The organism is Arthrobacter sp. TJ-270, assembly GCF_058269075.1.
Genome location: NZ_JBZCNB010000007.1, coordinates 1 through 13,390, shown reverse-complemented (window position 1 = coordinate 13,390; position 13,390 = coordinate 1). Strand labels below are relative to the sequence as shown.

General features: G+C 61.0%; 18 protein-coding genes. 9 read left to right on the top strand and 9 right to left on the bottom strand.

Annotation, left to right across the window (positions count from 1 at the left end; all coding sequences use genetic code 11):
- Positions 1-10: 10 nt before the first annotated feature.
- Genes AC4D2M_RS13050 through AC4D2M_RS13030 form a run of 5 tightly spaced genes read right to left on the bottom strand, consistent with a single transcriptional unit; the run spans position 11 to position 4,518 of the window.
- Positions 11-805 (bottom strand): DeoR/GlpR family DNA-binding transcription regulator, encoded by a 795-nt coding sequence (locus AC4D2M_RS13050; protein ID WP_490892322.1) that lies wholly within the window; start codon positions 803-805, stop codon positions 11-13.
- A gap of 4 nt (positions 806-809) precedes the next feature.
- Positions 810-1,670 carry a class II fructose-bisphosphate aldolase gene (locus AC4D2M_RS13045; RefSeq protein WP_490892321.1) on the bottom strand — a complete coding sequence of 287 codons (861 nt, stop codon included), beginning with the start codon at positions 1,668-1,670 and terminating at the stop codon, positions 810-812.
- On the bottom strand, positions 1,670-2,677 hold the full coding sequence (locus AC4D2M_RS13040) for a 1-phosphofructokinase family hexose kinase (RefSeq protein ID WP_490892320.1): 1,008 nt from the start codon (positions 2,675-2,677) through the stop codon (positions 1,670-1,672). The genes AC4D2M_RS13045 and AC4D2M_RS13040 overlap by 1 nt, the downstream gene beginning before the upstream one ends.
- A complete protein-coding gene (locus AC4D2M_RS13035; RefSeq protein ID WP_490892319.1) occupies positions 2,674-3,639 on the bottom strand; it encodes an ROK family protein in 966 nt (321 codons plus the stop codon). Before AC4D2M_RS13035 ends, AC4D2M_RS13040 begins: the two co-directional genes overlap by 4 nt.
- Positions 3,640-3,642: 3 nt before the next feature.
- Positions 3,643-4,518, bottom strand: a complete 876-nt coding sequence (locus AC4D2M_RS13030; protein WP_490892318.1) for an SIS domain-containing protein — start codon at positions 4,516-4,518, stop codon at positions 3,643-3,645.
- A 360-nt stretch (positions 4,519-4,878) separates the two neighbouring features.
- Between AC4D2M_RS13030 and AC4D2M_RS13025 the strand changes: the two genes are divergently transcribed.
- From AC4D2M_RS13025 to AC4D2M_RS12985, 9 genes are all read left to right on the top strand, one after another.
- The gene (locus AC4D2M_RS13025; protein ID WP_490892317.1) at positions 4,879-6,117 is read left to right on the top strand and encodes an ABC transporter substrate-binding protein; all 1,239 of its coding nucleotides are present in this window, start codon (positions 4,879-4,881) and stop codon (positions 6,115-6,117) included.
- A 71-nt stretch (positions 6,118-6,188) separates the two neighbouring features.
- Positions 6,189-7,115: a carbohydrate ABC transporter permease gene (locus AC4D2M_RS13020; protein WP_490892316.1), complete on the top strand. Its 927-nt coding sequence runs from the start codon at positions 6,189-6,191 to the stop codon at positions 7,113-7,115.
- Between the two features lies 1 nt (position 7,116).
- A complete protein-coding gene (locus tag AC4D2M_RS13015; RefSeq protein ID WP_490892315.1) occupies positions 7,117-8,025 on the top strand; it encodes a carbohydrate ABC transporter permease in 909 nt (302 codons plus the stop codon).
- Positions 8,022-8,549 carry a copper homeostasis protein CutC gene (locus tag AC4D2M_RS13010; protein ID WP_490892314.1) on the top strand — a complete coding sequence of 176 codons (528 nt, stop codon included), beginning with the start codon at positions 8,022-8,024 and terminating at the stop codon, positions 8,547-8,549. Before AC4D2M_RS13015 ends, AC4D2M_RS13010 begins: the two co-directional genes overlap by 4 nt.
- On the top strand, positions 8,543-8,779 hold the full coding sequence (locus tag AC4D2M_RS13005) for a hypothetical protein (RefSeq protein ID WP_490892313.1): 237 nt from the start codon (positions 8,543-8,545) through the stop codon (positions 8,777-8,779). Before AC4D2M_RS13010 ends, AC4D2M_RS13005 begins: the two co-directional genes overlap by 7 nt.
- Before the next feature lie 608 nt (positions 8,780-9,387).
- On the top strand, positions 9,388-9,906 hold the full coding sequence (locus AC4D2M_RS13000) for a hypothetical protein (RefSeq protein ID WP_490892312.1): 519 nt from the start codon (positions 9,388-9,390) through the stop codon (positions 9,904-9,906).
- 58 nt (positions 9,907-9,964) lie between these two features.
- The gene (locus tag AC4D2M_RS12995) at positions 9,965-10,468 is read left to right on the top strand and encodes a hypothetical protein (protein ID WP_490892311.1); all 504 of its coding nucleotides are present in this window, start codon (positions 9,965-9,967) and stop codon (positions 10,466-10,468) included.
- A 41-nt stretch (positions 10,469-10,509) separates the two neighbouring features.
- Positions 10,510-10,725, top strand: a complete 216-nt coding sequence (locus AC4D2M_RS12990; protein ID WP_490892310.1) for a heavy-metal-associated domain-containing protein — start codon at positions 10,510-10,512, stop codon at positions 10,723-10,725.
- 101 nt (positions 10,726-10,826) lie between these two features.
- Positions 10,827-11,264 (top strand): VOC family protein, encoded by a 438-nt coding sequence (locus AC4D2M_RS12985; protein WP_490892309.1) that lies wholly within the window; start codon positions 10,827-10,829, stop codon positions 11,262-11,264.
- A gap of 123 nt (positions 11,265-11,387) precedes the next feature.
- On the opposite strand, the gene AC4D2M_RS12980 is transcribed toward AC4D2M_RS12985, so the two are convergent.
- From AC4D2M_RS12980 to AC4D2M_RS12965, 4 genes are all read right to left on the bottom strand, one after another.
- Entirely contained in the window at positions 11,388-11,531 is a 144-nt protein-coding gene (locus tag AC4D2M_RS12980; RefSeq protein ID WP_490892308.1) for a hypothetical protein, read from the bottom strand.
- 413 nt (positions 11,532-11,944) lie between these two features.
- Entirely contained in the window at positions 11,945-12,430 is a 486-nt protein-coding gene (locus tag AC4D2M_RS12975) for a MarR family winged helix-turn-helix transcriptional regulator (protein ID WP_490892307.1), read from the bottom strand.
- Between the two features lie 124 nt (positions 12,431-12,554).
- Positions 12,555-12,794, bottom strand: a complete 240-nt coding sequence (locus AC4D2M_RS12970; protein ID WP_490892306.1) for a hypothetical protein — start codon at positions 12,792-12,794, stop codon at positions 12,555-12,557.
- Between the two features lie 206 nt (positions 12,795-13,000).
- Positions 13,001-13,390 (bottom strand): ATP-binding protein (locus tag AC4D2M_RS12965; protein WP_490892305.1); only part of this gene is annotated, 390 nt, incomplete at its 5' end.

Below are 13,390 nucleotides of genomic sequence, written 5' to 3'. Positions count from 1 at the left end.
ACTGAGAGCATTAGGAGTGTTCGGGTGCCACGATAACCTTCGTTCCGCGCGATTCGAACGCGGATTTCTGTTCGCGGGTGATACCGCTGTCAGTGATCAGGTTGCTGAAAACGTAGCCGGTCATCGTGGCGAAATTCCGTGTGCCGATTTTGGAGGAGTCAGCGACGATGAACGTCTCGGAAGCCCGTCGTGCCATCAGTGCGTTGACCTCCGCTTCCCCCTCATCGCTGACTGTCGGCCCGATGGTCGGGTCCAGTCCGTTGACTCCGATGAAAGCGATGTCGAGGGCGACGCGTTGAAGTATCACGTCCGTGTACGGTCCGACCAGTTCATAGGATCGCGGGTTGACTACGCCACCTGTAACCATGATGCGGATGTTTGGCCGCACTACGAGTTGAGCTGCGATGTTGATGGCGTTAGTGACGACGGTGAGGGCCGGTTTGTTGGACGGTTCCATCAAATCTGGTCGCATTCCGAGAACCTGAGCAATGGCTGTGCTGGTGGTTCCGCCGCACAGCCCGATTACGGAGCCTTTCGGGACGAGGGCGCTGGCCGCTTGGGCGATCGCCTGCTTCTCGCGGGTGTGATCGTCCCGGCTGTATCGGGCGGGCAGGTCGTAGGCGACAGCCTCCATGGTGGCGCCGCCACGCGTCCTGGTCAGTAGGCGTTGCGCGGCGAGTGTGTCGAGGTCTCGTCGGGCTGTAGCGGGGGAGACACCGAGACGGGTGACGATGTCTTCAACGAGAACGCTCCCGTCAGCCGCAAGGAGGTCGAGGATGGCGTTGAGTCTCTCGGTTTTTTTCACCTGTTCAACCTACGCGATCGGCTGTTGTGGGCTGCAGGGCCAGAAGGGTGAGCATCCTGGCGGCTTCCGCTGCAAGGGCGTCGCGGCCCGCGGCTACATACTTACGGGAGTCAACGAGGTCCGGCCGGGCTGCGAGGACTTCGCGTACGGCTCGCGTGAAGAAGCCGTTCAAGTGGGTGGAGACGTTGATTTTGGTCATCCCTGCGCGGACAGCTTGAACGAGGACATCGTCGGGTACACCGGAGGATCCATGGAGTACTAGCGGCACGTGGACCGAGCGCTTCAACCGCGCGATCAGCTCAAGATCCAGAGCGGCGCCGCGCTCGGTCATCGCGTGGGAGGAACCAACAGCGACAGCCAAGGCGTCGACGCCGGTAGCTTCTGTGAAGGCTGCCGCTTCGTCGGGGTCGGTCCTTACACCGGGAGCGTGGGCTCCGTCCTTGCCGCCGACCTTCCCGAGCTCGGCTTCTACAAAGATGTCCAAGGCATGGGCACGCTCAACAACGCGCGCGGTGGTGGCGACGTTTTCCTCGAAGGGGAGGTGAGCGCCGTCGTACATGACTGAACCGAATCCAAGGTCGAAGGCTTGATACACGAGCCTTTCATCCTCTGCGTGGTCCAGGTGTAGGGCCACGGGCACTTTCGCAGCACGGGCAACCGCAGCCGCACCTACGGTTATCGGTTCCAAAGCGCCATGGTAGACAGCACAGTTTTGCGAGATCTGCAGGATGACAGGGAGGCCTGCGAGTGCCGCTCCACTAACGATGGCCTCGGCCGTCTCGAGGTGGAGCACGTTGAAACTGCCGATTCCGCCGCCAGCTGCGACTGCAGAATCGACCAGCATACGAGTGGAGACCAATGCCATTAGGAATCCTTCGCTGAAGTTGGACGTGCTGCCGAAGAAGATGCGGCTGGTGACTGGCCTGGCACGGTACCGCGACGGCGGACAAACACGGCGTCGGACATGACGCGAAAGTCCTCGTGAAGCGCTCCGGCTGTCGGCATCAGAACCGCAGAGGCCGACCAACCAGTAGCGGCGCGCAGCAAATCCGGCACGTTCCTGGAACCCTGTGCGAGCAGGACCGCAACGGCGGCCACAGCAGCGTCACCGGCGCCCGTCGGATTGCCGGCGAGCACTGCGGGAAAGCGGGCGTGCCAGAACGTAGCCGGATCGCGGCTGTCGAAGGCCAGCATGCCCTCCTCGCCTTGGCTTACAAGGACAAGACCGGCCCCGAGAGCCAGGAGCTTCCTGGCCCCCTTTTCGAGACTGGTCTCATCCGTGGACTCGAGCAGCTCATGATGATTCGGCTTCAGCACAGTGGCCCCGGCACGGGCGGCGGCTAGCAGGGCTGCGCCCGACGTGTCGATGATCGTGGGCACGCGGAGGGCCTTGGCCGCTTCGACCAGGTCTGGGTAAAAGTCCTCCGGCGCGTTCAGCGGGAGGCTGCCCGAGCCGACGAGGCACCCGGATTGCGGCAAACGCTGTAGAACGATTTGCGAAATGCGGCCCCATTCTTCGTCACTAAGTTCGCAGCCCTCCTCATTCAGAAGGGTCGCTTGTCCGGCGGCATGATCGTAGATGGCGATGCTTCGCCGGGTAGGACGCGAGACGTGCACCAGCGAATGCGGAATGCCTGCCGCCGCGAGGTCGGTCTTGACCAGGACGCCGGAGTCGCCCCCTACGGGAAGGATCGCGTGGACCTGAGAGCCGCTTTGGTGGATCACCCGCGCGACATTCAGCCCCTTGCCCCCAGCGTTCACCACCGGCGCCGAAACCCGGTGGGAATGGCCGAGCGTGAGGGTGGGCACGCTGTAGGTGGTATCCAATGCCGGATTCGGAGTAATTGTCAGAACCTGCGCGGATGGCGTCATCTGCTGGCCCTCGCAAGGTCTCGGGCACGCATAGCGGCCCCGATTAATCCCGCATCCTGCCCGAGGAGGGAGGTCTTCAGCCGCGGGACCCGCAGAAAGGAGAGTTGTTCCTCGACCCGTCTGGCGAGCGGGTCCATGAGGGCGGGTCCCGCCTGCGCTAATCCGCCGCCCATGATTACGGTCTCAGTGCCGATCATTGCGACGAGCTGACAAATGCTGAAGGCAAGCGCATTCACGGCGTCGGTCCAGATCTCGCGAGCGTCGTGGTCACCAGCCTGAGCGGCCGCCAGTACTTCGCGGGCTCCAGAGACCGTACGCCCTGTACGCGAGTTGTACCGGCGAGTAATGGCACCTGCTGATCCGATCGTTTCCAGGCAACCGGAAGCACCGCATCGGCACGGCAAACCGCCAGGGACTTGGGCATGACCGAGTTCACCAGCGTAGCCGCTGGCTCGGACCGGGCGTCCCTCACAAAAAACTGCACCGGCGATTCCTGTCCCCACAATGAGAACGACTGCGTCATCGGATCCAAGCCCCGCGCCTGCGCGCATTTCTGCGTCGCCAGCTGCACTCACATCATGACCGAAGGCAACCGGGAGCCCGGTCGCCTTGGCGACACGCTCTCTGAACGGGTAGTGGTCCCACCCGAAGTTGCTGGCGAAAAGTCCGATGCCTGCGGCATCGTCGACGAGTCCAGGTACCACTAGTCCTAAGGCGCTTATCTCAACGTCCGGATGACCAGCGGTATAGGTGGCGGCGAGCTCGACGACCTGTTCTACCACCAGATCACCGGCGCGGCGGTCGTCGTGGGGAGAGGGAATCCGCATAATTCCGCGGAAGTTGCCGTCCCCGTCGATTACCGCCGATTTCGTATCCGTGCCGCCAACATCGATTGCCAGGACTCCGTGGCCGGGGCCTACCGGACCCAAGAAAGGGCGGGGGTCTGGTGTGTTCGAGGGCACGAGTCAGCCTTCGAGGACGACTGACCGGGAAAGGTTACGGGGGGTGTCAGGGTCCAAATCGCGTGCACGTGCGCGATCCAAGGTGATTTTGTGGATGCGGACGAGATCGGCCAGCGGATGAGCGCCAGTGCTGACATGCAGGGCGCCGGTGGCCTCGACCTCATCACGCAGTCCGGTGGGCTCTTGCCCGAAAACCCAGGTAACCCTTCCAGGCTGGGCGATAGCGATCGGGCCGTGCCGATATTCCATTGCAGGATACGATTCCGTCCAGCCCTGAACCCCCTCGCGCATCTTCAGGGCGCCCTCATGCGCAAGCCCGATGGTCCAGCCAGTACCCAGGAAACTGAACTGATCGGCCGTCAATAGTTCCGGAGGAGTTGTAGCTGCGACAGCGTCCCGTGCGTCGGCTACGGCGGAACTGAGATCGACCCCCACAGAGGTCAAAAGGTACACCAGAGCGGAGGTTGCGAAGCGGGTCTGGACCACGGAGGACTCGTCCGCATACGGCAGCCCTGCGACGGAATCGGCGAGAGCGGCGGCAGGGGAGTCGACATCTCCCACGATCACGACCGTGGGGACCTTTCCCTTCAATTCTTCCAGCAGGGAGAGGATCTCACTGGTGGTGCCCGAGCGGGTGATAGCAACTACGGAATCATAGCGGCGCGTATATACAGCGGAAGCCTCCGACGCCGGGTAGGCGTCGGTCTCTCCGTTTCCCGAACTCTCCCGGGCAGCAGCGTATGACTGCGCCATGAACCAGGAGGTTCCGCAGCCCACGACCGCGACCCTCTGGCCATGTTCAGGCAAGTACTGCTCAGTGGCTGATTGAGCGATTGCGCGTTCCCAGCAATCCGGCTGCGATGACAATTCGCTCTCCATGTGCCGACCAGCATGGTGGGCTGCGGTTCGTTGTTCGGGAAGCTGGGACACAATTCTCCTCGGAGACGCTGAGCGGTATCGATCAATGATTACCCCTGATCGTACCGGAGGATTTTCAATCATGTAAGAGCATTAGCTGTTGCGCCCAATCATGAGTGTGAAAGCCGACGCGCCACTTGTTGCTTGGACTGAAAAGCTTGACCTGAGGTCTAGGTCACGTCATGCTATGGAAGATGAACTGCTCAAGTATGACCGTTCGCTCGTCTTGCAGATCAATTTGAATCACTATCAGCCAGAGCCCCCTTACCAAATCCACAGAACATGGACGTCCTGGGACCATCTCCGAAAAGGAATCAAGCAATGAAGAACAGATTGAGGATGAGTATGGTGGCGATGGCCGCCGTTGGGACACTCGCTGTGTCCTCCTGCGGGTTTGGCGGCGGCGGAACGCCCGACGCCGAGGGTGAGACAACCCTGAACATGCTGGTTCCCAGCTACTCGGACGGCACCAAAGCCCTTTGGGAAGGCGTAATCGAGGACTTCGAGGCAGCCAACGAGGGAATCACGGTCAACCTGCAGATTGAATCGTGGGAGAACCTCGAGCAGGTTCTGCAGACCAAGATTCAGGCAGGTGAGGCTCCCGACATCTACAATGGCGGAGCATTCTCCGCCTTCGCCGCCGAGGGCCTGCTCTATCCCGCAGAGGAAATCGCATCGGAGGAGACGCTGAATGATTTCCAGGAATCGTTCGCGGAAAACGAGACCTTCGAAGGAACCCAGTACGCACTGCCGCTTCTCGCATCCGCCCGCGCACTGTTCTACAACCAGGACCTGTTTGACGAAGCGGGCGTCGAGGCGCCACCGACCAACTGGGACGAACTGTACGACGCTGCCGCGAAAATCACAGAGACGGGCACCCCTGGCTACGGCATGCCGCTCGGCTCCGAAGAAGCCCAGGGCGAAGCAATGATCTGGTTCGCAGGCAACGGTGGCGGATTCGGCGACGAGGAAGAAATCCGGATAAACACCCCCGAAAACCTTGAAGCAGCGCAGTTCATGAAAAAGATGATTGAGGATGGAGTCACGCAACCGGACCCGGGCGCAACGCAGCGCACCCCCATGATCAACGTCTTCGTTCAGGGAGAAATCGGCATGGTCTACGGCCTTCCGCAGACCGTCGGGCAGATTGAGGAATCCAACCCCGACCTGAACTACGGGGTGACAAATGTGCCCACCAACACCGGGGAACCTGCCACCCTCGGAGTCGCTGACCGTCTGATGGCCTTCAAGAACGACGGTGAAAAGCAGGAAGCAATCACTGCCTTCATGGACTTCTTCTTCGCTGAGGACCAGTACGTGCCGTGGGTGGAGACCGAGGGCTTCCTCCCGACGACTAAGTCAGGCTCTGAGGCGATGGCCTCAAACGAGACGTTGAAGCCATTCCTTGAGATGCTGCCCAACGCGAAGTTCTACCCGACCTCCAACCCGGCCTGGAACGCCACCGATGGTGCGTTCAAGTCACTCATGGGTCTGTTGGAGACACAGGAACCCGAATCCGTGCTTGAGCAGATCCAGGCAAAGGCCGACGCCGCGGGCTAAGGCACCAGAGTGAGGGGAGCCGGCGTGTCCTCGTCGGCTCCCCTCCTGTCCCAGCAGATCGGGTAGCACCCATGAGTACCTTCCAGCAGCCCCCTATCACCCACGTCCGGACGACACGCGGCCGTCATTGGGCAAGCCTCGTTGCAGCGCTTCCGTGGATCGGCCCGGTTCTGATCCTGATTTTCGGCGTCGTGCTGTTCCCCGCCGCCTACATGATCTACAACTCCACCCGACGCATCAGCCAGGCCGGAACCAACATCGAGGGTGTCGGATTCGCCAATTTCAGCACGGTGCTGGATGACCCGAACCTGCCTCGAATCCTTCTCAACACCCTGGTGTGGGTTGTGGTGGTCGTGACGGTTACTGTGATCCTCTCTCTCGCACTCGCGAACTTCCTCAATAAACCCTTCCCGGGCCGAACCCTGGTCCGCATGACCGTGGTTGTTCCCTGGGCCGCGAGCGTAGTTATGACGACCACAGTTTTCTACTACGGCCTGGACCGCAACTACGGCATCATGAATGCGTTCTTAGTTGACGTTGGGATACTCGATAGTCCCTACGGCTTCACAAAGAACGTCACAACTGCTCTTGCCGTGGCGATCGTCGTCGGCATCTTCGTTTCGATTCCGTTCACCACGTACACCCTCTTGGCCGGGCTGCAGGCGGTTTCCGGGGACATGCTCGAAGCCGCCAAAATGGATGGTGCAGACAGGTTCCGTACGTACTTCTCGGTGGTCCTGCCTCAGCTGCGCGGCGCACTGGCAGTCGCAGTGCTCATCAACGTGATCAACGTCTTCAATAACCTGCCCATTCTGCGCATCATGACCGGCTCGATTCCCGGCTACAGCGCCGACACCCTCATGACGTACATCTTCAAGGTGCTTCAGTTCGACCGGCGCCTGGACCTCGCAAGCGCACTGAGCGTGATCAACTTCGCCATTGTGATCGTGATCGTTGCCGCCTACGTGAAGATCGTCAAGCCGATGAAAGAGGATTGACATGGCAGTTGCAGCACCGCAGAGAACCTCCTCCCAACCTCCTGTCGAGCCCCGTGCCAAGAAGTACGGAGCCGACGGCGTCAGCGGGCGCAGGATGGCAGGAAGAGTTGTGGTTGGGATACTGATAGCTCTCCTCTTCCTGATTCCGTATCTCATCATGATTGTTGGGTCCCTCAAGACGAGGTCGGAGATTCTCGGAGTTCCGCCGCGTTATCTCCCGCAGGATGGTCTGCAGTTCAGCAATTACCTGACCATGTGGTCCACTCCTGAGACTCCCCTGCCGTATAACCTCATTTCGACCGTGATCATCGCGGTATTCGCCACCTTGCTGGTCCTGCTTGTTGCCACGCCTGCGGCCTATTACACGGCTCGTTACAACTTCCCCGGCAAGCTGGCCTTCCTCTTCCTTGTCATCGTGACCCAGATGCTGCAGCCGGCCGTGCTGACGGCCGGTCTCTTCAGGCAGATGCTCGTGCTCGACATCAACGACACCTGGCTGGCCATGATCCTGATCAACGCGGCATTCAATCTGTCCTTTGCACTGTGGATCATGCACAGCTTCTTCGCCGGTATTCCGAAGGAAGTCGACGAGGCGGCGCAACTGGACGGCGCGGGCCGTCTGGCCGTGCTCTTTCGGATCAACCTCCCGCTTGTCTGGCCGGGGATCGTCACTGCCATCATCTTCACGTTTGTTGCTTCGTGGAACGAGTTCGCGGCCAGCCTGGTCATCATGTCGACGGCGGAGAACCAGCCGTTGTCGGTTGCACTCACGAAGTTCATCGGGCAGTACGCAACAAGCTGGCAGTACGTCTTCGGTGTCTCGATCGTCGCAATCGTTCCGGTGATCATCCTTTTCGCCCTCATCGAGAAGAGGCTTATCGGAGGACTCACGGCAGGCGCCGTAAAGTGATTTCCGTAACGCGCCCGTCGCCACCTGCCGTCGAAATAGCGGTGACCTCACAGGCAGGGGCGCGTGCGGCGATCACGGGAGGAGCCGACAGGATCGAACTCTGTGCTGCCCTCGAGCTGGGAGGACTAACCCCAAGCCAGACGATGATTGAGCAGACCGTCGCAACAGGCATTCCGGTACACGTTTTGATTCGCTGCAGGCCCGGGGGCTTCGTCTACTCCCCAGAAGAGGTCGACTGGATGGCCGATGAGGCGCTCAAGGCCGTTGCCGCTGGTGCAGCGGGCATTGTGGCCGGCGCCCTCACCGCGGATGGGCGGATCGACAGTCGAGCAATGACACGAATCTCGGCGGCCGCACGTGATACTGCTGCTGGCGCACAGGTGACGTTTCACCGGGCTATAGACCAACTTCAGGAAGCCGCCGCGCACCTCGGCGATCTTGTTTCTATCGGCGTCGATCGTGTCCTTACCTCGGGAAGCGCCCCACCGCCGATCGGGGACTGGGGGCGATCGACGCGATGTTGAACTGTGGGACGGGCATCGAGATCATGGCCGGTGGCGGCGTGTCCACTGAACATCTCCGCCGGATTATTGCGGTCCGTGTGCACGCAGTGCATCTGTCAGCGAAGAAACCCGTACGAGAAGTGTCCGGGAACCAAATCCTCCTCGGCGAGGTTGTCCCGACCGAGACAGCCTCGCACTACGAGACAGACGAGTCTCTCGTCCGTGAAGCAGTTCAGATAGCGCGGGAATAATATTCCCGAGGACGCATTGGCGGTGCGCGGTTCACATGTGGCGGATGTCCTCGGCGGAAGGCCCTTCCTCCTCCGGAGAGCGGCGAGTGATCAACTCCTTGGCACGATGCCATGCTGAGGTCCGCAAGGGGGCGCTATCAACGAACTGATGAACTGGCAGGGATGGACGGGGATGCTCGACAGCGACCCCCCCAGCCGGTGCGGCGCTCGGAAACTTGATACAGCGTTTTTTGACGCTCGACGGCGTACGTCTCAAAAGACGTGTACCTTGGGCCCCCGTGTGAAGTGCCTTCCGTCCGCCTTGGGGTTGCCCCGCGGAGCAGCAAGCATCCGGGTTTGACTGAGCCTGCCGACGCCCATCGACGCCGATAGCCGAGACCTCTACGACGAGGTGGGTGCAGCTGACCGCGGGTGGCGGGACTAGGCCGGTACGATTCTCGCCATGAGCGCTAGGTCCAGAGGCGGTAGGTCGGGCGGATTTTGCGTGGCTAGGAGAAGCGGTTCGGACGGAGAAGCACCAGCTCTGGCGGCTGGTCGGGCATACGGATGGGGTCCGGACAGGGGGTGCAGGAATCCCTTCCCGCGCCGACGATGAGGTGGAGGACGTTATGAGCCCGTTAAACGCCGAGCCAGTAACCAGCAGCACCTCGATCCTCAAGACGCAGGAGGTTGATCTCTCCGCCATCGCGGAGAAGCCCGACGAGTATCTGCTGGACATCTTCGAGCACCCAGCTGAAGCGGCTGCTTTGTGGCACCAGCGCCGGCAACGTGAGAAGCAGTGGAACGAGGGTTTGGTTCAGCTTCGGTGCCAGGGCGTGGAGCTCATCGACGTCAGCATGGTCGACGACGTCGTCGCGCTCTGGTCGTACGTGCTCAACCTGGTCGAGGAGTTCCTGGAGAACGGCCGCGCCGAGGCTTCCTTCCCTGATCAGCCGATCCTGATCCTCCTGGCAACTGTCCGGGGGCGCACGTCCTTCAGCGTCGGGAACACCCGTGTCATGGTCGAGCCGGTCCCGTTCATGTTCAGCCTGGTGGATGAGGCAGAACGGTTCTTCCTCTGGCTGGAACAGAACTTGGGAGAAGCCGTCCCGTCGAATCAGATCACTGCGATACGCGAACGCTTGTGACGCCTGTGGGTCTCCGCGGCCGTCGGGCTGAGGAGCGTAGACTGAGAACTCTCAACCCATGAGTGAAGACGGGCCCGACATGGATGCTTCTGGTGACGGTGGTCGTCCGACTGGGAGGGAATCTCTCCGAGGTGTCGGATGGGTGGCCGCCGCGTCGGCAGCCGCGACAACGTTGGTGTTCATCCCGATACTTGTCCGCAGCCCCTCCACGACACAAGCAGTTCCGCCCGGCTGGCTCGTCGCCCTGATTCTGGTTGCACCCTTGTCCGCTTACCTGGTTAGCCGCCTCATAGGTATCGTCCTGAGTATCTCGTTGTCCCTGTTGGCGGGGTTACCCCAGGTGCCTCTGATGGTTCTGCTGTCGACGGCGGGAGTCTGGCTTGACGTGCAGCGCGGCCACCTCATGCCCGGATCAGGCGAGGAAGCGATGTCCTACGGAATAGGGACAACCGTCGCATTCGCCGTTGGGATCCTCCTGCTGATCGCGGTGGCCGCCGGCACCAGATTGGGTGCTCGACCCCGAGGAACAAGGAAGAGGCTCCGCCATCCCATGGCTGGGTAGATATTTGATTGTGTGTTGCCTGCCCCGAGAAAGGATGCACCGTGAGAAGGCTCCAACTGGAAACGCGCCCGACCTGCGGATCCTGCGCGTCCCGGGTCACCTCAGCCGTGAGCGCCCTCGAGGACGTTACGGCTGTCCGGGTCGACCTCGTCTCGGGCGGGACCTCAACCGTCGCTGTCCGCAGCAACCAGCCAGTGCCTCCCGCCGCAGTACGTTCAGCGGTCGAGCAGGCCGGCTATCGACTCACCAACGCCTGACCTTCCGGGTGGGTGTGGGCAGGAGGCCACTGACATGGCTGAGCCAGAGGGCAGTTCACGGCCACCAAGAGCTCACCGCGACTTGGTATAACGTGTGGCACATGCCCATCAAACTCGAGAACGTCGGCATCGCGGTCCGCGACCTCGACGCGACGATTGCTTTCTTTACCGACCTTGGGCTCACCGTCATTGGCCGTGACACGGTCAGCGGGGAGTGGACTGACACCGCCGTCGGTCTCGACGGCAACCATGCCAACATCGCCATGCTCCAGACACCAGACGGCAACGGTCGCCTCGAGCTCTTCGAGTACATCCACCCCGATGCGATTGAGACGGAGCCCACTCGACCCAACGAGATCGGCATGCACCGCGTTGCCTTCTCGGTCGACGATATCGACGAGGCCCTCGAGATTGCCGCAAGGCACGGCTGCCACCCGTTGCGCGGCGTCGCAACATACAGTGACGTCTACAAGCTCACCTATGTCCGCGGCCCCAGCGGCATCATTGTGATGCTCGCCCAGGAACTGAACAAGAGCTGAACGCAGTCAATTCGTCAGCGCGTCTATCCACGCGGACCTGATTGCAACGGACTGCCTCATCTGGCGCCGGTGCTTTCGGAACGATGTGTTCATGGAGAGGGGCGCAGCCGGGGGGAAGCTGGTCTATTTGTCCGGGCCGTTGAACAGCGGGGAATCGATGTCGTCGGTGTCGTGTTCTTCTGCGCCCTGATCGTTGTGCACCCGCTTCAGGGAGATTCCCTCAAGGTAAGACGGTACGGGAGGATCCTTCTCTTCATCACTTGTCATGCGCCGAATTCTAGGGGCTCTAGATTCGAACTGGCGCAGTAATGCGTAAGGCAAAAGTTCTCGGACGGCGGCTTGTGGTCGAAGAGTAACCGCCAATCATATGCGATCGCGGCTAACGATATTTCGGCCCCCTGACGCCGGATGTCTCTCTATGACTGATCCCTCACCGGGCACTGCTCACTGAAATGTATACACTCACAAAGGGGCAAGAACTTGACGGCTTAGCACCGCGATGTCTTTTCGCGGGAAAAACCCGGACCCGCACTGCCGTTGCCGTCCAGGCCGCGACGTGCGCTTGCACCAGGTACGCCTGCCAAGGGCAGCGTATCCACACAGCACTTTCCGGGGTTTGGCGGCGACGATAAAGTTGCCGGTACGCTGACTGATTCCCGGATACGAACTCTCGCGGGCGGTTATCGAACCGACGCCAAGAGGGGAAGGCGCTCTCGTCCCGCCAAGCCATTTTTTTGCTGGTCGACTCCGGACTCGGCAGGGCGCAGGGAGGCGATGACATTCTCCAACGCGGTGCGGAGATCCTTATCGGCCAGGCCAGTGGACCGATCGAATTCCTTTTCCTCCGCCTCGAGGATCGACAGGAGATGCCGGCCAACCGCGGTGAGCTCCACCAGGACGACGCGGCGGTCAACATGGTCTCGCACCCGGCGGACGAAACCCCGCAGCTCTAGCCGCTCCACGGTCTTCCCCACGGTCTGGGGTTGGATGTGCAGCACGTCGGCTAAGCGGGCCTGGGCGATCGCCTGCCCGACAGTGAGCACCCGCAACAGAGTCAGACCGGAAAGGGTGATCCCATGAGATCTCAGCCGCTCGTTCTCGTAGCGTTCGTTCAAGCGGGCCGCCGTATTGAGCAGACGCCCGATCGACCATGAGCTGATTTCCACTGTTTTCCAACTTCCCTAGGTGCCCCTGCCCGGGCGGATTGCACACCGGAGGCTGATAGGTAAGCCTACTGACCGTTGTCAGATTTCACCCGGTGTTTATCGCGTAGTTTTCCTCAAGAAACGGTCACCCGTGGATGAGCCGAACCGCGGGGGTGTCCGGTTCCTTCTGCTCAACGTCGCGACGGTCCAGCTCTTCGGTGAGTTCTTCTTTCCGAATCTCTGTCTCGAACGCCGGTATGCCGTCACGGACGTACTCAAGATCGAGCTCACGGTGTACCTTGCTGTTGAGGATCTCGACCTCGGCAAGATCGAGGTGAGAGAGATCTTCGGGGAACGGATCAGAGGGGTCGAGTCTGGTACTCAAGTATTCGCCTATCGAACAGTATTTTCAGGCCTTCTGCTAGACCCCGGCCCTGAGGAAGAAACCCCGTGGCAGTCAGTATCATAACTGTCCACCGCGTCCGGGCGGCTCAGTGACGATTGGAGTCGTTACAGTACTCGGCTTTCGTGTCAGCGATGGTCGAAAAGTGAGCCGTTTTGTGGGTTGAAAAGTGAGCCACTTTGACTTGGTTATTCTGCCGTATTTTCCGGTCTTGTCGAGGGTAGGGACTCTGCTTGGGTGTGTTTGAGGCGGTAGCTGGAGCCTTTGAGGGTGACGACTTCAGCGTGATGGACGATGCGGTCGATCATGGCCGAGGCGACGACCTGGTCACCGAATACGTCTCCCCAGCGTGCGAAGGGCAGGTTCGAGGTCAGGATCAGCGAGGCGTGTTCGTAGCGTGAGGACACGAGCTGGAAGAACAGGTTCGCGGCGTCTTGTTCGAAGGGGATGTAGCCGACCTCGTCAACGATGATGAGCCGGTAGCGGCGCAGCCGGACCAGTTCCTGCGGCAGCCGCCCATTCTGATGAGCGGTTTGAAGCCGGGCGACCCAGTCGGTGGCGGTAGCGAACAGGACCCG

Bases quoted from the DNA above. Each gene is read 5' to 3' on its own strand.
- AC4D2M_RS13000 (WP_490892312.1), top strand. From the start codon at position 9,388: ATGAGCCCGTTAAACGCCGAGCCAGTAACCAGCAGCACCTCGATCCTC.
- AC4D2M_RS12985 (WP_490892309.1), top strand. From the start codon at position 10,827: ATGCCCATCAAACTCGAGAACGTCGGCATCGCGGTCCGCGACCTCGAC.
- AC4D2M_RS13040 (WP_490892320.1), bottom strand. From the start codon at position 2,677: ATGACGCCATCCGCGCAGGTTCTGACAATTACTCCGAATCCGGCATTG.
- AC4D2M_RS13025 (WP_490892317.1), top strand. From the start codon at position 4,879: ATGAAGAACAGATTGAGGATGAGTATGGTGGCGATGGCCGCCGTTGGG.
- AC4D2M_RS13030 (WP_490892318.1), bottom strand. From the start codon at position 4,518: ATGGAGAGCGAATTGTCATCGCAGCCGGATTGCTGGGAACGCGCAATC.
- AC4D2M_RS13005 (WP_490892313.1), top strand. From the start codon at position 8,543: ATGTTGAACTGTGGGACGGGCATCGAGATCATGGCCGGTGGCGGCGTG.
- AC4D2M_RS13020 (WP_490892316.1), top strand. From the start codon at position 6,189: ATGAGTACCTTCCAGCAGCCCCCTATCACCCACGTCCGGACGACACGC.
- AC4D2M_RS12995 (WP_490892311.1), top strand. From the start codon at position 9,965: ATGAGTGAAGACGGGCCCGACATGGATGCTTCTGGTGACGGTGGTCGT.
- AC4D2M_RS12980 (WP_490892308.1), bottom strand. From the start codon at position 11,531: ATGACAAGTGATGAAGAGAAGGATCCTCCCGTACCGTCTTACCTTGAG.
- AC4D2M_RS13015 (WP_490892315.1), top strand. From the start codon at position 7,117: ATGGCAGTTGCAGCACCGCAGAGAACCTCCTCCCAACCTCCTGTCGAG.
- AC4D2M_RS13045 (WP_490892321.1), bottom strand. From the start codon at position 1,670: ATGGCATTGGTCTCCACTCGTATGCTGGTCGATTCTGCAGTCGCAGCT.